This window comes from Planctomicrobium mucosum, from assembly GCF_051466335.1.
Lineage (GTDB): Bacteria > Planctomycetota > Planctomycetia > Planctomycetales > Planctomycetaceae > Planctomicrobium.
The window spans coordinates 4,723,518-4,743,249 of the sequence record NZ_CP195793.1 but is presented as its reverse complement, the minus strand read 5'-3'; the positions used below and the strand labels follow the sequence as shown (position 1 = coordinate 4,743,249).

16 protein-coding genes and 1 tRNA gene are annotated in these 19,732 nt (G+C 52.9%); 7 read left to right on the top strand and 10 right to left on the bottom strand.

The window, feature by feature from the left end; translation table 11 throughout:
• Positions 1-14 precede the first annotated feature (14 nt).
• Positions 15-2,327: a DNA translocase FtsK gene (locus SH668x_RS18870; protein WP_437186616.1), complete on the top strand. Its 2,313-nt coding sequence runs from the start codon at positions 15-17 to the stop codon at positions 2,325-2,327.
• 49 nt (positions 2,328-2,376) lie between these two features.
• On the opposite strand, the gene SH668x_RS18865 is transcribed toward SH668x_RS18870, so the two are convergent.
• The 7 genes from SH668x_RS18865 to SH668x_RS18835 all read right to left on the bottom strand — a co-directional run bounded on the left by SH668x_RS18865 (position 2,377) and on the right by SH668x_RS18835 (position 8,525).
• Positions 2,377-3,696: an outer membrane protein assembly factor BamB family protein gene (locus SH668x_RS18865; protein ID WP_437186615.1), complete on the bottom strand. Its 1,320-nt coding sequence runs from the start codon at positions 3,694-3,696 to the stop codon at positions 2,377-2,379.
• 233 nt (positions 3,697-3,929) lie between these two features.
• Positions 3,930-5,285 carry a replicative DNA helicase gene (dnaB, locus tag SH668x_RS18860; RefSeq protein ID WP_437186614.1) on the bottom strand — a complete coding sequence of 452 codons (1,356 nt, stop codon included), beginning with the start codon at positions 5,283-5,285 and terminating at the stop codon, positions 3,930-3,932.
• A 237-nt stretch (positions 5,286-5,522) separates the two neighbouring features.
• Entirely contained in the window at positions 5,523-6,035 is a 513-nt protein-coding gene (rplI, locus tag SH668x_RS18855; protein ID WP_437186613.1) for a 50S ribosomal protein L9, read from the bottom strand.
• A 91-nt stretch (positions 6,036-6,126) separates the two neighbouring features.
• A complete protein-coding gene (locus SH668x_RS18850; protein WP_437186612.1) occupies positions 6,127-6,645 on the bottom strand; it encodes a single-stranded DNA-binding protein in 519 nt (172 codons plus the stop codon).
• A gap of 198 nt (positions 6,646-6,843) precedes the next feature.
• Positions 6,844-7,248 (bottom strand): 30S ribosomal protein S6, encoded by a 405-nt coding sequence (gene rpsF, locus SH668x_RS18845; protein WP_437186611.1) that lies wholly within the window; start codon positions 7,246-7,248, stop codon positions 6,844-6,846.
• Positions 7,249-7,296: 48 nt separating this feature from the next.
• Positions 7,297-7,875: an aminoacyl-tRNA hydrolase gene (gene pth / locus SH668x_RS18840; protein ID WP_437186610.1), complete on the bottom strand. Its 579-nt coding sequence runs from the start codon at positions 7,873-7,875 to the stop codon at positions 7,297-7,299.
• Positions 7,876-7,934: 59 nt separating this feature from the next.
• Complete coding sequence (locus SH668x_RS18835; protein ID WP_437186609.1) at positions 7,935-8,525, bottom strand: 50S ribosomal protein L25; 591 nt, start codon at positions 8,523-8,525, stop codon at positions 7,935-7,937.
• 152 nt (positions 8,526-8,677) lie between these two features.
• Between SH668x_RS18835 and cutA the strand changes: the two genes are divergently transcribed.
• From cutA to SH668x_RS18805, 6 genes are all read left to right on the top strand, one after another.
• Positions 8,678-9,004, top strand: coding sequence for a divalent-cation tolerance protein CutA (gene cutA / locus SH668x_RS18830; RefSeq protein ID WP_437186608.1), 327 nt, complete (start codon positions 8,678-8,680; stop codon positions 9,002-9,004).
• 128 nt (positions 9,005-9,132) lie between these two features.
• Positions 9,133-9,205: transfer RNA gene (locus tag SH668x_RS18825), tRNA-Lys, on the top strand.
• Positions 9,206-9,410: 205 nt separating this feature from the next.
• The gene (locus tag SH668x_RS18820) at positions 9,411-10,385 is read left to right on the top strand and encodes a 3'-5' exoribonuclease YhaM family protein (protein WP_437186607.1); all 975 of its coding nucleotides are present in this window, start codon (positions 9,411-9,413) and stop codon (positions 10,383-10,385) included.
• A gap of 185 nt (positions 10,386-10,570) precedes the next feature.
• Positions 10,571-11,557, top strand: coding sequence for an ornithine carbamoyltransferase (gene argF / locus SH668x_RS18815; protein ID WP_437186606.1), 987 nt, complete (start codon positions 10,571-10,573; stop codon positions 11,555-11,557).
• Positions 11,558-11,800: 243 nt separating this feature from the next.
• Positions 11,801-12,640, top strand: a complete 840-nt coding sequence (locus SH668x_RS18810; protein ID WP_437188585.1) for an ABC transporter permease — start codon at positions 11,801-11,803, stop codon at positions 12,638-12,640.
• A 74-nt stretch (positions 12,641-12,714) separates the two neighbouring features.
• Positions 12,715-14,019, top strand: a complete 1,305-nt coding sequence (locus SH668x_RS18805) for an ABC transporter ATP-binding protein (protein WP_437186605.1) — start codon at positions 12,715-12,717, stop codon at positions 14,017-14,019.
• A gap of 41 nt (positions 14,020-14,060) precedes the next feature.
• Here SH668x_RS18805 and hisD read toward each other — a convergent pair whose 3' ends face one another.
• From hisD to dnaG, 3 genes are all read right to left on the bottom strand, one after another.
• Positions 14,061-15,422, bottom strand: coding sequence for a histidinol dehydrogenase (gene hisD, locus SH668x_RS18800; protein WP_437186604.1), 1,362 nt, complete (start codon positions 15,420-15,422; stop codon positions 14,061-14,063).
• A 294-nt stretch (positions 15,423-15,716) separates the two neighbouring features.
• Positions 15,717-17,396 carry an RNA polymerase sigma factor RpoD gene (gene rpoD / locus SH668x_RS18795; RefSeq protein WP_437186603.1) on the bottom strand — a complete coding sequence of 560 codons (1,680 nt, stop codon included), beginning with the start codon at positions 17,394-17,396 and terminating at the stop codon, positions 15,717-15,719.
• Positions 17,397-17,430: 34 nt separating this feature from the next.
• Positions 17,431-19,317, bottom strand: a complete 1,887-nt coding sequence (gene dnaG / locus SH668x_RS18790; protein ID WP_437186602.1) for a DNA primase — start codon at positions 19,315-19,317, stop codon at positions 17,431-17,433.
• Positions 19,318-19,732 lie beyond the last annotated feature (415 nt).

Sequence of the window (19,732 nt, the reverse complement as noted above, 5' to 3'; positions counted from 1 at the left end):
GTCGCCCCAATAACATGATTGATTACCAGCGTCTCAAAACTGACCTGCTGGCACTTGGCCTCCTCGCGATGACAGTTTTCACCGCTCTGGCCTTGTTCAGCTATGACGCGTCGGATCCCCCTTCGACGCTCGTATACCCGGTGCGCGCTGTCCCTTTGAACCTTTGTGGTCCGACGGGTGCTTTAATCTCCCACATCCTCTTTACTACATTCGGATTGGGAGCGTGGTTTGTGTTGGGGAGCGTTGTCCTCATCGATATGGGGCTTTTCTCGCGTAACCCGATTCGTGATCCGCTGATCCGCTTTATTGGCGTCGCTGCGATGCTGATTGCAGTCTGTCTGCTGCTGCAGATTCTCTTTCCGCACTTTCCGTCGTCTCCTTTGATTGGAAGCGGCGGCTACATTGGTGCTTGGGGGAAGGTGCTTCTGACCGATAATTTTTCGACGGTGGGTTCGGTTGTCATCGTCGGAACGTTTTTCGTCGTGGGGCTCATGCTCGCAACCGAGACGTTCTTCATGAAACTCGTGATGCAGTTTGTAACGTTGCCATTCCGAGTACTTTTTTGGCCCGTTCGATTACTGTATCGCCAGCCGCGACATCCAGAGGCGCTCGTTCGATCCGCAGTTCCAGTGGAAGTCGAGACATCGTCGCCAGCGATTATACGACGTTCGATCGTCGCGCCTCCTCAAGTGCCTGCAGAGAGCGAAGCGGATGCTCCCCGACTGGCAGGGAGCGGGTTTAAGGTGAATCGCCCGCTCGGAAGTCGACAGAGTCCAGCTTCGACGACTGAAGTTCGGAAGAAAGAACACGACGTCCTCCCGCCAATTGGAAGTGTTCCCCTTCCCGGAATGGAGATTCTGGAAGAAGCACAGGAGTTCCCGTTCGAATTTCTGGCGGAGAAGGCACAGGCTGCGGCGGAAACTCTGGAGCGAACCTTCAACGAGTTTGGTCTCAACGTCAAAGTGACAGAGATCGACACCGGACCGGTCGTCACACAGTACGAACTCGAACTCGAACGCGGTCTCCGCCTTTCAAAGGTCACCAACCTACAGGATGATCTTGCGATCGCATTGCGCGTCCCGGCGATTCGGGTGGTGTCTCCGATTCCCGGCAAGAACACGGTTGGCGTCGAAGTTCCCAACGAAAAACAGGTGACTGTTCGTCTGAAAGAACTCATCGTAGCCTGTCGCGAGCAGTCAGAGGGAATGCGCATTCCTCTCTTCCTGGGGAAAGATGTCAGCGGGCGACCGCTCGTGGTCGACATGGCCAAGATGCCACACTTGCTCATCGCAGGTCGAACAGGAACGGGAAAGAGCGTCTGTCTGAACACACTCATTTCATCCATTCTGATGACCCGGTCTCCAGACGATGTCCGAATGCTGATGATCGACCCCAAGATGGTCGAACTGAGTCCGTACACCAAGATTCCGCACCTCATGAATCCGGTCATCACGGACATGAAGAAAGCAGAAGCGGTGTTGGCCTGGGCAGTCGACAAGATGGAAGAACGCTACGACCTGCTGGCAAAAGTGGGAGTGAGGCATCTCGACAGCTACAACGCTCTCGGAAAGGAAGCGGTTCTCGATCGCCTCGAAATTGATCCTGATGACGCGGAAGCAGATGCCATTCCGGAGCGGATGCCTTACATCGTAATCATCGCGGATGAAATGGCGGACCTCATCATGACATCCGGGAAAGAAGTGGAGTCACACATTGTCCGTCTGGCTCAAAAGTCGCGGGCTGTGGGAATTCATCTTGTTCTAGCAACGCAGAAACCAACAGTTGATGTCATCACCGGACTGATCAAGTCCAACCTCCCTGCGAGAATTTCCTTTCAGGTTGCGAGCCGGATGGACAGTCGCGTCGTTCTCGACGAAATGGGGGCGGAGCGACTGCTTGGGAACGGGGACATGCTGTATCTTGCTCCGGGGACCAGTGCGCTGACGCGTGCTCAAGGAACTTACATTAGCGATGATGAAGTGAACTCCATCATCGATTTCTATAGTCGATACCCGACACGCTACTCCGCTGAGATTGAGCAGGCCACCAAGGCAGCAATGCAGGCCGGTAGTGGAGGAGACGGACCTCGCGAACGCGATGACATGTATGATCGCGCAGTGGAAGTGGTGATTCGGGAAGGGCGCGGAAGCTGTTCGTTATTGCAGCGAGCGCTCGGAGTTGGTTACGGCCGTGCTGCCCGGATGATTGACCACATGGCAGAAGATGGAATCGTCGGGGACTATAAGGGCTCGAAGTCCCGAGAAGTGATTTGCTCGATGGACGATTGGGAAGACCGCAAAGAGATGCTGAGCAGTTCCCGGAAATGATCCGGGATTCAACCCGTCATGGACCCCGACTCGATTCCTGCTGTGTCGCTTACTGCTTTTTCTGTGAAATCTTGTAGAGATGTCCGAAGGTTCTGAGGAAAAGTGCTCCATTAGCGATGGCTGGCGAGGACCTCATTCCTTCTTCAAGATGATTGCTGGCGACTTCTTCGAACCGATCAGAGGCTCGGACAACGGTGGTAACACCTTCTTCACTGGTGAAATAGACGAGATTGTTCGCTGAGACTGGAGACGCAACATAAGTTCCTCCGATCCTTGCTTTCCAAACTTCGTCACCTGTTTCCGGATCGACACAAACCGTCACGCCGTTGCCGAGGATCATGAAGACGAGGCCATTGGCGAGGATGGGGCTGGATAAGTCGGAATTCTGCTTCGGTCGATTCCATTTCACGTGCGATTTATCCACGTTTCCTAGCGTGGTGTCATCAAGACGCAGGCAAACAAGATTCGAGCTTCCGGACCCGGTGTTGATTAGGGCGTATTCCTTGTAGTTGATCGGGCGCGCAGAGGCATTGAAGTCATCGTGCGTAATCGTCCAGATCTCCTCACCGGTCAGAGCGTCGTATCCAAACGCCGCTCGGGAGCCGACTGAGAGAAGTTGCGTCCGTCCGTTTACCACTTTTAGGCCGGGAGTTCCGTAGGCTTTGCGGTAATCTCCTTCCCCTCGAGGCTGGCCGTCCTGGTCGAGGTCATCGTAATTCGTTGATCGATCTGTTCGCCAAACCGTAGCCCCGGTTGCCTTGTCGAGGGCTGTGACGAACTGCTGGTCGATTCCGTCGTAGGTGAGAATGAGCAGGTTCTCAAAGAGAATCGGCGAAGATCCCGGTCCTCGAAAATGGCGACACGGAATGTCGGTGCGTTGCCAGACAACCTCATAGGTATCTGGTCGAATGCGGGCTGTTCCGTAACTTCCAAAGTGAACATAGACAGCATCCTCTTCCAGCACGCAGGAGGGGGATGCGTATGTGTTCACCTTGTTGTGAAGCGGTTCCGGATTGCTGTTTGAGAACAGGAGTTGATCGTGAAGCGGTTCGCCTGTCTGTTCGTCGAGACACAGAATGGATTGCTGCGTCCCGTCCTCAGTGGCATAGGTCAGCCAGATTTTTCCGGCAGCGATCACCGGTGTTGAATGACCAAATCCCGGTAGAGCGATTTTCCATTCGATGTTCTCGCCGGATCTTTCATCCCATTGAACTGGAAGGTCGACGGACTCCTCAGGGGCAGCGAGTCCGCTGTAGGTCGGTCCGTAGCGGTCGGGCCAAGACATTTGGACAGGTTCGGCAGCCACAGATGACAAACTGATGTAACCTGTCATCGCGACGAAGTGGATCGCGGGGAGGAGTCGGGGCATGCTTGGATTCCGGAAAACTGCCAAGGCGGGCTCGTCTGGTGTGCCAGCCTTTATTTTCCGTTAATTTGCCCTGGTTTGTCGAGCATCAATCCCAGTGAATTAGTCCAGTTCACAGTGCTTGAAGGTAACCGCAGCAATCGCGCGACGCGGGTTCTGATGGCTTTCAAGCAACCGACTGAGATCAATTCAGGGTGATTCTACTGGGAGCGAGTGTTCGGTGTTCTCGTTTCCCATTAGGCAATGTCGATGCTGATCGGGCTCTTGTCACCGAATCGCAGCATGTCTCGCAACCAGACGAGTTCCACCGTTCCAACGGGACCGCTACGGTTCTTGGCGACAATGAGATCCGCTTCTCCGGGACGATCTTGCGGATCGTACGCCTCGGGTCGATGCAGAAACATGACGATGTCCGCGTCCTGCTCGATCGCACCGCTCTCGCGAAGGTCGGAGAGCTTCGGACGTTTATCTTCGCGTTGTTCCAAACCACGGTTTAACTGCGCCAGTGCGATGACAGGGATGTGCAGGTCTTTGGCAAGAAACTTCAAACGACGTGTGATCGACGCAATCTGCTGTTCGCGAGGCATCTGCTTGTCTTCAGCCTCAATGAGCTGCAAATAGTCGATAATCACGATGTCGAGTTGGGAGCGACGTTTCAACCGGCGAGATATCGCTGCGATCTGTGACATCGTACGACCCGCGACGTCGTCGATGAAAATCGGCATTGCTCTCATCTCATTGGCCCCCTCCATCAGCGTGTTCTGGTCGTATTCGTCCAGCTCACCTTTTCGAAGCTTGTGACCACTGATCTTGGCATGAATACACAGCAGACGTTCAGCCAACTCCATTTTTGACTGTTCGAGACTGAAGAGCAGACAACCTTTATTGGCCTTCGCAACTGCGAGCGTAAAATTACAGACGAGAGCGGTTTTACCCATCGAAGGACGGGCAGCGAGAACAATAAGTTCTGTTGGCTGAAATCCTGATGTGTATTCATCAAGTCCGTGAAAACCGGTCGGGAGTCCACTGACCGTGTCCTCCATATCCATACGCTCGAAAATTCGCTGGAACGTCACGTCCAGAATGTCGTCGATCGCGATACTCGAGAAGTTTTCCTGGTTCTCGACGATGCTGAAAATGCGTCGTTCTGCTTTCGCGAGTATCTCGGACACTTCGTCGCTGCCGTGATAAGCCTCCTTCAACGACTCTGTGCACGCTTCAATGAGACTTCGCTGCATCCACTTGTCGCGAACGATTCGGGCGTAATAGTCCGCGTGGGCTGCGTGCGGGACCGCTCCCATGATTTCGTTGAGGTAGGCAGCGCCGCCGATTTCATCGAGGTCACCCTGCTTTTTGAGCTCATGAGCGAGGGTCACGACGTCGATGGCACGCATCCCGCGTTCATACATATTGTGAACGCATTTGAAGATTCGGCGATGTGCGTCCGCGTAGAAGCAATCGGATTGCAGATGGTGGATGACTTCGTCGAACGCTTCGCTGGAAAAAAGAATACTTCCCAGCACGCTCTTTTCCGCTTCGAGATCCTGTGGGGGGATCTTCCCGACAAACTCACCAGATGCTTCTCTCGCCATCACTTACTCCAGAACGGAACAGCAATCCTTGGAATACGGGAGCGTTCACGAACTTTCAACTCAATTAATCTCTTAGACGCTCAGGCCGAAACAACCAGAAACTGGGTCTCCAAGACCGTGCAGAGAAGTACATTCGCCCATAATGAACAGAACCCGCTGGAGATTCCAGCGGGTTCTGTTGTGAATCAGAAATTGTTCGAGTTTCCGAAATACATCGGAAAGGCCGGTCACGTTCAGTTACTTGATCGCTGCCATTGGCACGACCCAGACCTTGACTTCTGTAACAACTTCAGGTGCCAGTTCAACAACGACGGTGTACATACCGAGGCTCTTGATCAGACCTTCGGTCTTGATGTGTTCAGCTTCCACAGGGTAACCAGCCTTGCGGAGAGCCTTGCTGATATCAGCCTGACTGATTGAACCGTAGAGATGACCTTCGTCTGTCGCGTTGGCCTCGAGAGTCACGCTGTAAGACTTGATCTTGTCTGCGAGTTGCTGAAGTTCTTTACGACGAGCAACAACAAGTTCTTCCTGTCGCTTACGATGGCGAAGGACCATTTGCTTGTTTGCTTCTGTCGCGATGGTTGCGAGACCATGCGGAACGAGGAAATTGCGAGCGTAGCCTGGCTTAACGCGAACGATTTCGCCCTGTTTGCCAAGGCTTTCGACGTTCTCGGCGAGAAGGAGCTCGATTCCACCCTGACGATCTTTGGAACGGATCTTCTGTCCGTGTTTACGCTGGACGACCATGTTTCTCTCCTGGACCCGATCTATACTCACTCAGGTCAATTTATCCAGTCCGAAGGGGCCTGGCTGTGATCAGTTGAAATTTGAATTCAGTCTAAAACGGGACGTCTTCGTCAGAGAAGCTCGAGCCGCCCCCTGATCTGCCACCCCCCGACGGTGGGGAATCGTAGTAGGAATCAGCTGAATCGTTGGAGTTCGAGTTTCCGGAGTTGCCACGCCCGCCAGAAGATCTTCCGGCATTACGTTGACCACCGCCGCCTTCGCCTCCACCATCACCGCGGCCACCGAGCATTTGCATCTGCTCACCGACAACACGCAGCTTGGAACGCTTCTTTCCTGTCTCTTTGTCATCCCAGGAATCGAGTTGCAAACGACCTTCGATCATCACCGAACGGCCTTTTGCCAGATACTCGCCTGCTACCTCCGCCTGTCGGCCCCACAGGGTGACGTCGACGAAAGTCGTTTCTTCTTTTCGCTCATTTGACTTCTGGTCAAACCAGGTACGGTTCACAGCGAGGCCGATCTCAGCAACAGCCGTCCCCCCGGTCGTGTACTTCACTTCGGGGTCCCGAGTGAGATTACCGATCAGGATGACCTTGTTGTAACTTGCCATGACTGTCCCTAGTTATCTTGCCAACTTTCGCAGACGAACCATCCCGTGTCGTTAAAACGGACAGAATTCCAATCCGCTACTTGCTGAACCTGAATCTCGTTCGACTTTAATTCTGACAAGTTTCACCCGATCGTGCGAGAGAAAACCTGTCGGGCGGAGTTCTGGAGAAAACCGCCCGAGAATTCAACCAACGAGCAATTACTCTAGATCCCGGTCGCGGCCGACTGGGTTTGGAGCGCCGACTGGCAATGGCTCTTCTTCGCCATGTGCACCGCCAACGGTCAATTGCTGAATCATCAGGTCGAAGAGCTTTTCATCGTGCTCAATGACGAGGTTACGGATCACGAGATCGCTCAGTTTGCAGATACGGTTGAGGTTTTCGACCTCTGATCCGTCCATCTTGAAATAGACGAGGTAGTGCAAACCCTTGCGGTGACCGTCGATCTCGTAAGCCAATTTTCCTTCTTGCCAAGGAGCTTTGGCGACAATCTCAGCTTTGCAACGCTCCAAGTACTCTTGAAGAATCGCTTCAGTCCCGCTTGGATCCTGCGCATAGCGACCGCTATCCAGCAAGAACATGCACTCATACAGTCGCAGAGCCACTATACATCCCCTTCAAACCAAGTTCTTCTCAAATTGAATTTGTCTGGTCTACTCGCTCGCGTCTTCGCTGCGATTAAACCGGGTCATAGCGACCCCGATTCCTTCTGCTGCCCATACTTCAAGAGCGGATTCCGCTCGATCGACAGCTTGCTCCAGAACAGGTCGTTCCGACTTTGCGAATGTCTGTAAAACGTAATTGACCGTTTCAGCAGTCGTCGCCGGGCGTCCGATTCCGATCCTCAACCGCGGGAATTCGTTCGTTCCCAACTGGTCGATGATGTTTTGTATCCCTTTTTGGCCTCCCGCGGAACCGCTTGCACGGATTCGAATTCGGCCAGTCTCTAAATTCAGATCGTCGCAGATAACGATGAGGTCGCTGAGTGGAACTTTAAAAAAGTTCACGACACTTCGAACACTACGTCCACTGAGATTCATAAATGTTTGCGGGGCAACGAGCAACACTGGCTCGCCGCCCAGCTGAATTTCTGCGGTTTCGGCTTCAAAACGGGTTTTCCAGCGATCCCCCGAATTCCGCTCGGCCAGAACCTGCACAACTTCGAAACCTATGTTGTGGCGTGTTCCAGCATATTTTCGTCCTGGATTCCCCAGTCCGACAACAATCTTCACCGTTTCGCTCCGGCAACAATTCAACCGGCGTTAAGCAGGTCGAATTCATGTTTGCTTCACTAGCTCGCAGCAGGTTCAGCTGGAGCAGCGTCTTCGGCTTTCTTAGGAGCCGACACGTGAATCAAAACGACGTCTGCAGGTGTCAGAATCGTCACTCCATCTGGCAGTTCTGTCAGATCGCGGGCGTGAACAGAATCGCCAATGTTCAGTGAAGCAACGCGAACAGCGATTGAATCTGGAACTTGGATTGCGCGACATTCAATCGCAACCATGTGGTGAGTGATGTCGAGTGCACCACCAGCCAAAACACCCAGTGGTGTTCCACGCAGTACGAGAGGAACTTCCAATTTGACTCGTTCGTTCACATCGACGCGAAGGAAGTCAACGTGAATGATCCCTGTGCTGAAAGTGTCCCACTGAACGTCTTTCACCAACGCATTTTCTGATTTGCCGTCAACTTCCAGCTCGACGACGTGGGATCCGCTACGGACGACGCTGGTAATTGCGTCGCTGGTGACAGAAATTGTAGCTGCGGCCTGCTTGTGTCCGTAAACATTGCACGGAACAAGGCCTTCGTTACGCAGGCGGCGAGTGGCTGTCGAACCCAACGATGTGCGGGGCGTGCCGGTGATTTTCACGAATTGCGACATGGGAAGGGCTGTTCTTCTCTCTTGACAATGGTTTTCCGCAATGCAATATCGTGACGGATTCTCCCCGGCCGATTTGCGGAAAGTTCCGAAGGTTAGTAGTTCCCGTCTCTGATTTCAAGACTTCGAAGTCTCTCTTTTTTTGAAGCGACTGAATGCACTCAATCGTAACGGTTTACGTCACATTTCCAGGTCAGGAGGAAGCTGCCGCTGTTTTGAAGCAGTTGCTCTCCGAGGGAATCGTGGCATGTGGGAATATTTTGTCTCCTTGTATTTCGATGTATCAGTGGGCTGGCGTTCTTCGCGAGGATTTGGAAGTTCCGGTTCTGCTAAAGGTCACTGAAGAGTTGGCGGAGTCGGTTTGCTTTCGTGTTCGTGAATTGCACAGCTACGAGAATCCGTGTGTTGTGGTCTGGCCGATTGTGGGAGGGAGCGAGGAGTACGCAATGTGGGTTCGTCAGTCGATGAGGATGGATGGTTAGATTCGCGTGCCCTGAATTTTTCGTGTTATGGTGAACTTCCGGGAAATGGAAGTGTCGATGGGTTGTGTGGACGCAAATTGTGGTTATAATCGTTCCTTCGCATTTCCGCCGCTAAGGTGGGAGTCGACGCCCCTATAGCTCAGTTGGTAGAGCAATTGACTCTTAATCAATTGGTCCAAGGTTCGAGTCCTTGTGGGGGCACTCAATAGTTTGAAGTTATTGATGAAGTGCATGAAACGCCGCAGCCTGGAATGGCTTCTGGCGTTTCTTGCTTTTGTAGATTGCTATTTCATTCGTCAGAATTTTTGTGGTTTCGTTGGGCAATATGTTCAGCGACCCCGCTAGTTTTGGCGACGTTGCCATCACGTCGAAAACGGTGGCGCCTGAGTGCAAGGGTGGTTGGACCATGTCGCGTCGATTCGTGAATCTGCTTCAGGACGGGGAGAACATTGAAGAAGTCTATCTTCTTGGTGATCGCCAACTCCGCGCGAATCGAAACGGTGACAGCTATCTCCTCTCCCAGTTGAGAGACAAAACCGGTCAAATCTCGGGTTTGCTTTGGAATGTCACTGAATCAACCGTAGGGCATCTTCGGTCCGGTGATTACGTGAAGGTCAAAGGGAAGGTGCAGTTGTTCCAGGGGAACTTGCAGCTCATTATGACCCGTATTGATCTGGCAGAAGGCGTGGAGCCAGACGATTTTGTTGCGAAGAGTGATGCCAACACCGATGAGCAGTTTGATCGTCTTGTTGAGTTGCTCATGGCTATTAAGAATCCTGAGCTTCGATCGCTGATTGAATCGTTCCTGGGTGACAATGAAATCGTCGAGGGGTTGAAAGCTGCCCCTGCAGGCATTCGTTTGCACCACGCTTTTCACGGTGGCCTGCTGGAGCACATTCTGACTCTCGCTGAAGGTGCCACGAGACTCGCTCCTCTCTACCCGAAGGTCGATTACGATCTCGTGCTTGCAGGAACTTTTCTGCACGACATCGGGAAAATCTGGGAACTTAGTTATGACACAACCTTCGTCTACACAGATGAGGGGCAGTTGATCGGGCACCTTGTAATTGGGGTTGAAAAGCTCAACGACAAGATCCGGCTCACCGAGCAGACAACAGGTCGCCCGTTCCCAACGGAACTGGCAATTCGTTTGAAGCATCTGATTTTGAGCCATCACGGAACTTACGAGTTCGGCAGTCCAAAGCTACCGATGACTCCAGAAGCAATTGCACTGCATCATCTCGATAATTTGGACGCAAAGACGAATGAGTTCATCTCGCTGATCGAGTCGGACCCGAACTCAGGGTCTAACTGGACTCCCTACCAGGCCAGCATGCAGCGGAAGCTCTTTAAGGGTGGGAATGGCGATTGGTCTCACTAGCCGTTTTAACCGTTCAGGTCGCTTGGAGTTGAAGTGATTTTGACGGCCAAAAACACTGGTTTTTTTCAGATTCCTCTGGTATTCGAATCTGAACTTGCAATTCTGGGTTCTCGTTCGAAAGCTATTCAGTAGAACTTTTATACAGGTCGATTTAAACCGGCTTATTTTCACCGGAAGATTGATTCATGCGGCATCTCACTTCTCTCTTTGATCTTACGAGCGCGGAAGTTCGCGACATTCTTAATCTGGCAGTCAAGCTGAAGGCGCAGACCAAAAAGGGAAATCGCGCTCCCTTGTGCGAACGTAAGGTGCTGACGCAGGTTTTTGAAAAGCCGTCACTGCGCACTCGAGTCAGCTTTGAAGCTGGCATGAACCAGTTGGGTGGCCACAGCATCTTTCTGAATGCGAAGGAAGCTGGCTTAGACGGTCGAGAAACACCAGAAGATATCGCTCGCGTGCTGGGGAGTTACTCTGACATCATCGTGCTGCGTACATTCTCGCAGGAACTGATTCAGACGTTTACAAAGCACGCTGGCTGTCCCATTATCAATGGATTGTCGGACGATTTTCATCCATGTCAGGCACTGACAGATATCCTGACTCTGGAAGAAGTCGCTGGTGCTTCTGCCAAGAAACGCATTGTGTACGTCGGTGACGGAAATAACGTCGCAAAGTCGCTCGCACTGGCATGCGGCCATGTTGGGGCAAGCCTCACTGTTGCATCTCCGAAAGGGTATGAGCTTCCGGTCGACTTCATTGCCAAGGCAAGGGATCGGTTCCCCAAGCTGAAGCTCGAGCAGAGCTACGATGCACTTGATGCTGTTAAAGGGGCTCACCTCATCTATACCGATGTCTGGGCGAGCATGGGGCAAGAAGCGGAGAAGGAAAAACGCTCCCAGGAATTTGCTGGCTACCAAGTCAATCGAGAGTTGTTGGACGCCGCGGGCTCGAAGGTGAAATTCATGCACTGTCTCCCCGCTCGGCGTGGACTCGAAGTCAGCGAAGAGGCGATGGATGATCCGCGAAGCGTGATTTTTGAACAAGCCGAGAACCGCATGCACCTCGCGAAAGCGGTCATGGTCTGGTTGCTTGAGCAGGCGAAGAAATCGTCGCGCGTTGCCTCACGGGCTGCCAAGCCGGTGAAAAAGAAAAAACGCTCGGTGAAGAAGTAGGCACAGCTGTATTGCCGCTGATTCGGTCGATGAATTTCCACAACTCTCGTTTCAGGCCTATACTGGAGCGAGAGTTGTCGCATTTCGATCGGAGTTCTTTTCCCTGGTAAGGGAGACCCTAGAATTTCAGCAAATTCCCAAGAATTGAGTGGGTGAGCAATGCACTCCACCGATGCCCCCACTGGCTCGGACAATCCGCCTGAACCCGATCGATCAGCGTTGACTGGCAGTTGGCCGGATTCGATGACCGATTGGACGCTCGAAATTCTTCCGCGGCGAGGTCTCTTTCATCTTCCCTTTCGACAGCTTTGGGAATATCGGGACCTGTTGTTGATGCTTGTCCAGCGTGACATGGTCACTCTCTATAAGCAGACGATTCTTGGTCCCATCTGGTATGTGCTGCAACCGTTGCTGACGATGCTGATGTTCATCCTCGTCTTTGGAAACATCGCAGGATTTTCGACAGACGGGCTCCCTCAGCCATTGTTTTATCTGGCAGGGATCGTCATCTGGAACTACTTTTCCGAGACATTGACTCGTACATCCATTACGTTCACTCTGAATGCCGAGATCTTCGGGAAGGTTTATTTTCCTCGACTGGCGATGCCCTTGTCGCTCGTGATATCCGGAATGATCAAGTTCTTGATTCAGTTAGGTTTGTTTCTGGCGTTCTATCTGTGGTACCTGCTGTTTACCGATCGAATCTCGCCTAATCTCTGGCTGATCGCGACTCCTTATCTGGCCTTTCTCATGGCAATGATGGGGCTTGGATTCGGGATTACGCTTAGCTCTTTGACGACGAAGTACCGCGACCTGAATATGGTCGTCCCGTTCCTCGTACAACTGCTCCTGTATGCGACTCCAATCATTTACCCAATGAGTGAGATGCGCGGACCTGTTCGCAACATCCTTTGGTGGAATCCGCTGAGCCATATTGTGGAGGCCTTTCGTCATGCATTTCTGGGGGTCGGCGAAGTTTCTCTACTTGGACTGGTCTATTCCTCTCTGTTCACTCTGCTGGTCTTGTTTTCTGGAGTATTGATCTTTAATCGAACGGAGCAGGACTTCATGGATACCGTGTGATTCCTGCGGTGAGAGGAGTTCGCGGTAACTTTCAGTGAAATGCCCCAGAGGTGACTTCAACGTCTTCAAACAGCATGTCGAAAACAGTCCTTGAAATCCGAAATCTGTCGAAACTTTACCGTCTTGGTGAAATTGGGACGGGTACGCTGAGTCATGATCTGAATCGCTGGTGGGCGAAAGTTCGTGGGAAAGAAGATCCGCACGCACCCATTGGGCAAACAAATTACCGCGACCAGAGTTCCAAATCCAATTTCGTCTGGGCACTCAAAGACGTCAATTTGGACGTTTACGAGGGAGAGATTCTGGGCATCATCGGCACGAATGGTGCGGGCAAGTCGACGTTGCTGAAACTCATATCCCGTATTACAGCCCCGACGACAGGTCGCATTCGCATTCAGGGGAGAATTGCTTCTCTTTTGGAAGTTGGAACGGGGATGCACCCCGAGATGACCGCGAGAGAGAACATTTTTCTCAACGGGGCTGTACTCGGAATGCGTCGACATGAAATTGCGCGCCACCTGGATGACATCATCGACTTCGCTGGCTGCCGCATGTATGTCGACACGCCGGTCAAACGATTCTCTTCCGGGATGCGAGTTCGTCTCGGGTTTGCAGTCGCAGCGTTTCTGGAACCGGAAATCCTCATCGTGGACGAGGTTCTGGCCGTGGGGGACGCTGCGTTTCAGCGAAAATGCCTGGAGCGAATGGAAGATCTTTCCACGAACTCGGGGCGCACGATCATCATGGTCAGCCACAATTCGACTGCGATGGCTTCACTCTGCCACCGCGGAGTACTGATCGAGAATGGTCACGTGACGTCGATCGGGCCCATTCATCAAGTGATTCAGACCTATAAGAATTCCGGTGGAAGCAGCGTGACGCACTGGCACGGGCCTAGTGGAAACGATGAGGTGCAATTGCAGGAAGTCTGGGTTCGCCCCAGCGGTGGAAGAGATGTCTGGGACGCGGGGCTCGAGTTGGAGGTCGGCGGGATACTCGATATCTACAAGCCGACAGATGGGCTTGCCTTCGGGTTTCGCTTACTGTCCGACTATGGCGGAGAGCTCGCATTATCTCTTTTCGACGACGCTGAAACCGGAGTTGCGGAGACGATTCAGCCATGCCGATTGACACAACGGTGGAGAATTCCTGCGCAGACTCTCTCCTCCGGTCGCTATCGGATCGCGTTCACGGTTCATCGGATGAATGACAAACCGATTCATCGACTTCCACTCGGAGAGTTAGTTTTCGAATTGGAAAACTTTACGGGTCTCGGTCGACGTTATCCGATCGAGAATAAGCGGGGCTTCGATAGCCTGTTCCGACCCGCTTGGGGGGCTGAACGTGAACTGGCAGCTTTGCCTGTTTCAGAAGAGTGACTGAAGTTGATTGCTCAATTGAACGTGTCGGCCCGCTCGCACTACTGAAGGCGAATGTCGACGCTGTTGCGGTGTGCCGTCAGCCCCTCTTTGTCTGCCATCGCTTGAACCAACTCTGCATCAGATCGCAATGCGGCTTCGTTGTAACTGATGATTGAAGAACGCTTCAGGAAGTCGTTCGCGCAGAGACCGTTGGCGAAACGTGCTGTTCCACCCGTTGGGAGGACATGGGACGGGCCAGCGACGTAATCGCCGAGGGCGACCGGTGTGTAGTGTCCAAGAAAGATTGCCCCAGCGTTCTGGACTTTGGCCAGTAGTCGCTCTGGATTATCGGTCGAAATGTGCAAGTGTTCTGTCGCGAGTTCGTCTGCGAACGCGGCAGCTTCGTCTTCGTCACGCACGAGTATCATGGCGCCGTAGTCTTCCAAACTAGTGCGGGCGAGGTCACCACGTTCCAGCTTGCTCAGTTGGTTTTCAAGCTCCGTATGAACTTGATCAATCAATGGAGCGTGCCACGTGATCAGGACGGCTGAACCGGGGCTGTGCTCTGCCTGAGAGATGAGATCGCTGGCCAAAAAGGCTGGGTTTGCGGTCTCGTCGGCGAGGATAACAACTTCGCTTGGTCCAGCGATGCTGTCGATATCCACTTCGCCGAAAACATGTTTCTTTGCCAAGGCGACAAACAGATTTCCGGGGCCGACAATTTTGTCGACTCGCGGGATTCCTTCAACGCCGTAGGCCAATGCCGCAACAGCTTGAGCTCCCCCGACGCGGTAAACTTCGGTGATTCCCAGTTCATGGCACGTTGCCAACATGTCGGTGTTGTAGGCGCCGAATTGGGTGGGCGGGACCACAACCGCAATCTGCTGAACACCGGCAGCCATCGCTGGTACCGCGGTCATCAGAACTGTCGACGGGTAGGCGGCTGCGCCGCCGGGAACACAAATTCCGACGCGACGTAACGGCAGATAGCGTTGCCGGAGTTCGACTCGCGCATCATCGACACGCCGCTGAATGGAAACGTCGTGTGTCAGGATCGCTTGCTGAAACTCAAGAATGTTATCTCGAATAGCGCGAATCGTGTTCAGGAACGATTCGTCCACTGCAGCGTGAGCCGCTTTCAGGTCATCAAGACTCACTCGCAGCGACTCAGGGCTGTGCTCTTTCTTGTCGAGTTTTGCAGTGTAATGCAGAAGTGCCGGGAGCCCTTGAGTACGAACATCGTGGCAGATTCGCTCGACAACCTGTTGCGGGGTGAGCGGCTCACCAAAGAGTTCAATGGTGCGTTGACGGCTAGCGGGGGAGACGACGTTTCCTTGCGGACTCAGCTTCTGGCGAAGATCTGCGAAGAGTTGAGCAGCGTTGCTGTGTGCACAGTCGATCGTCGAAATCTTCAAAGCCATAACGCTATTTCCAGTCGTTGAGCAGATCACAATGATGTGATCGCGATCGGGGACGCTGAGTAGCCCGAATCGTGTTGTGAATTTTCTCTCCGCATTGTGATTTGATTCGGCTTGGATCTCAACGGTTGCAGCTGACAATTCCCTGTCAGTGATTGACTTTACAAATGAAAATCAGGGGCAGCCCAGAATATGAGCGACCCCTGATTCGGAATTCACGTTGAGACTCTTGAGGAACCCCTTTTAACAAGCAACTTCCCTGGTTGGAGAAGGCGCCCGTGCTGGGATGGTCACGTATCAGTTTTGACCAAGCGATAGTGACAGTCGTTCAAGGAAGCCCTGCAGCTGCTTGGATCGTGCAGGATGCTGAAGTTTCCGGACCGCCTTCGCTTCGATCTGGCGGACACGTTCACGAGTCACTTTGAAGATCCGCCCCACTTCTTCAAGCGTATAGGTGTAACCGTCGCCCAGACCATATCGGAGCTTGACGATTTCTCGTTCACGATATGTCAGAGTCTTCAGGACTTGGTCGATCTTGTCCTTGAGCATCTCCTGAGTCGCCTGGCTGATCGGATTGTATTCACTCGTGTCTTCGAGGAAATCACCAAACATGGTGTCGTCGTTGTCCCCCATCGGCTTATCAAGGCTGACAGGAGTACGGGACATCTTCAGAACTCGGGCTGCCTCATCGACGCTCAAATTGGTTCGCTGTGCGACTTCTTCGATTGTCGGCTCACGTCCAAGTTCCTGAACCAGTGCTTTGCTGACGCGACGCAATCGAGACATCGTTTCGATCATGTGCACGGGAATACGAATTGTGCGGGCTTGGTCTGCAATTGCTCGCGTGATCGCCTGACGAATCCACCATGTGGCGTAGGTCGAAAACTTATACCCCCGGCGATACTCGTATTTATCGACCGCCCTCATCAGGCCGGTGTTCCCTTCCTGAATCAGATCCAGAAAGCTCATGCCACGATTGCGGTACTTTTTGGCGATCGAAACAACCAATCGAAGGTTTCCGGCTGAGAGGTCACGCATCGCCTGGTCATAGGCTGCATAACGATCGCGAATCTCGACAACTCGAGCCGCCAGGCTTTCTGGCGTTTCAAGAGTCATTTTCATCAGGTCTGCGAGTTCCTGCTCATAGTTCGCACGGCGTTCTTTGAATTGTCGATCCTGACGAAGCCGATGAATTTCCGCCTGCAGATCCAACATTCGCTTCGAGATCTGTTCAAGACGCTTAATGAGTGGCGTGAGACGATTGGTTCTCAGACTCATTTCTTCGAGCAATGTCGCTGCCTTACGGCGGCGGTCTTCCAGTTGTCGCTCGCAACGAATCCGCTGGTCTTTTGATGTCTCTGAACTGGTCGCTTCCGCGAAGACGATCAGGTTTTGATCGAGAATCTGTTTCACAGTCCGGAGGTTGAGAGGCATGCGCCCCAATACTTGATCGCGCTCGGTGCACTCCGTGAGCGAAATCTTGATGGTCCGGTCGAACGGCAACTCTCCCCGTTCCACCTTCAGTAAAGTTTCGTACGCATCAACCGAGATGAAATGACACTCCAGAAGCGTCCGACGAAATCGCTTGCGAGTTACTTCAATTTTCTTGGCGAGTGAAATCTCTTCCGGTCTGGTGAGGAGAGGGATTTCGCCCATCTGTGACAGGTACATCCGGACGGGGTCGTCAATGCTACGTCCCCCGCCAGTCTCTTCGAGAATGCCATTCAGGTTGACGGTCTGCAGCTTGCGAGGGGCAGGTGCTTTCCCGTTTGCTTTGGTGACGACAGGCTGTTGAACAGCTTTTTTCTCGTCCCGAATGGTTAGACCGAGTTCTTCAAGCATGACCAACAGGGCATCAATCTTGTCTGGATTGACCGCTTCGTCAGGAAGGTATTCATTCACTTGCGTGAAGGTCAGAAATCCCTGCAACTGTCCAAGTTCTGTCAGTTCCCGCAGCCGATCATCCGAACGATGCATTCTGGTTCTCCAATAGAAGCCGGCACAGCGGGCTTCAAACGGTGGATTTTCTGGTGGCTCTTTTTAGGTGAAATTCCGCTGCCTGCCTGAGCGAAGCTTCCGTGGCTTCATCGAGCTGACCTGCTCCGTCCGGTTGCTGTGATAACTGCGCTGACAAATGCTGTTGACGCTTTTCTTCTTCCCGCCACTTTAGGTTGGCGAGAGAGGTCTTCAATAGCAAAGGGCAGCCGTCATCGTCAAAATCGCTCTCTCGAACTTTTTTGGCAATTCCCTTTGCCACCGCTTGTGCATCCATCCAGACCACAAGGCTTTTCAGTTGCTGGTCTTCAACTCGGCTTAACAGACCAGCGAGCGTGATCTCTCCATTTTCTTCCATCTCCCACAAACAGAATTCCATGATCTGCGAGAGAACAGGATTCCGTAGGGGCTGGTCTCCAATGGTCCCCATTGCGAAGCCGAAAAACTCCGGCGCCGCCAACACCAGTTCTAGCAAGTCGTATTCCAAACGGTCGTCTCGTGTGAATCGTCGTGCGAGAATTCGCATGACTTCTCGAGACATTTCCGGACGCTGTCCTGCTGATTCTTCAGTGCGGAATCGCTTCGGTCCGTCGGCCCGAACGTTCTTCAATCTTTCTCTAACGACCTCCTCTGTGACCATGAGTCTTTGTGCAAGATTTGCAATTAACAGCGACTCGCGAAGGCTCCCCGTCATGTTGGGAACCTGAGCCAGTAAACCAATCATTTCTTCCAGGATGCGTTGGCGTCCATGGATCGTCTCTGCGCCGTGCTCTGCCCGCGCGGCGCGATACTGGAATTCCCATGCTTCAGGGGCCTGTGCCATGAGCTTTTGGAACTCGTCGGCATTGTATGCAGTGAGGTACTCAGCGGGGTCCAGTTTGTCTGGTAATGTCAAAATTCGCAGGTCGACATCCTGTGCGAGAAATCGTTCGACCGCTTTTCTTGCTGCGTCCTGCCCTGCTCTGTCGCCGTCGAAGATCAATACGACCCGACCTGCAAACCGTTTCAGCGCCGTGACATGCGAATCTGTCAGAGCGGTCCCTAGCGTCGCCACAACGTTCTGAATGCCGTGCTGGTGACAAGTGATGCAATCCGTATAACCCTCAACTACCAGTACTTGGTCGAGAGTACGAATTGCGTCTCGCGCCTTATCGATCGCGTAAAGAAGTCGGCTCTTGTGGAAGACCGAACTCTCCGGGCCGTTCCAGTATTTTGCGGGGTCTGTGCTTCCTGGAAGAACTCTTCCTCCAAAAGAAACCGGTTGGCCCCGTTCATTACAGATCGGAAACAGCACCCGATTGACAAAGTTGTCGTAATGACGTCCATCGCGTTCCCCGACTAATCTGGCATCCAGAAGTAGCTTCGGGGAGTACTTCGTCGTGGCTTGCTCGAGAACCCATGTCCATGAGGGGGGATGGAACCCGAGCCGATATTTCTTGATTGTTTCGTCAGTGAATCCCCGTTCAGCCAAGTAACGTCTGGCTGGTTCCGCAGCGGGAAGCTCTAACAATGCTTTATGAAAAAGATTCTCTGCCCATTGCAGAATCTCCAAAAGCTTGGCGCGGCTGGCTTCCTCGCCTGGCGTGAATTTGGCGATCTTCTGCGGAATTGGAAGGTTCGCCCGTCGTGCCAGAAGCTCCAGCGCTTCCGGAAACGGCACTTTTTCACGTTCCATCACGTAAGTGAAGCAATCGCCACCTGTCTGGCAGGACCAACATCTAAAGGTTTGGCGATCTGGGTAAACATTCAGCGATGGGCTGTGGTCGTCGTGGAATGGGCAGAGGCCGACGTATTGTCGCCCGCCGTGTCGCGGTTGAAGGGCGATGCTTTCGCCAATCAGGCTGACCAAGTCCGTTTGCGAGCGGACCGTCTCGCGGAATTCCTGAGATAACTGTGACGACACAAGTGACCTGAATCAAAGCAAAACGAATGAGTGAAACGCAGAACATGCCAACACAATTTGTTTCCCCGGTGTGGCAGTTTGGCAAGTGAACAGGTGTATCATACTCCTGTCCGCGACATGTCACAATTCAGCTTGTGGAGTCTACACGCTGGGGAGTGCCGGTCAAATTTTCTCTTCGCGTTTCCCGAAAGTGTTTGAGGACGCAACCGTTTGATCGGAATGAACTTGAAATTAGGAGCTGAAGTTAGAGGTTCGCGTGTCTCTGAGACCGTTATGACCATTCGCACTGAATTTTACTGTAATATCCTCAAGTCGCCAGCCCCAGCGCGAGGGAAGCTCGACAGTTGGTTTTTGAGAAAATGGGCTCTCCTTGATTCCACGAATTTCAAGGGGAATCAAAGGGTCACTTTCACCC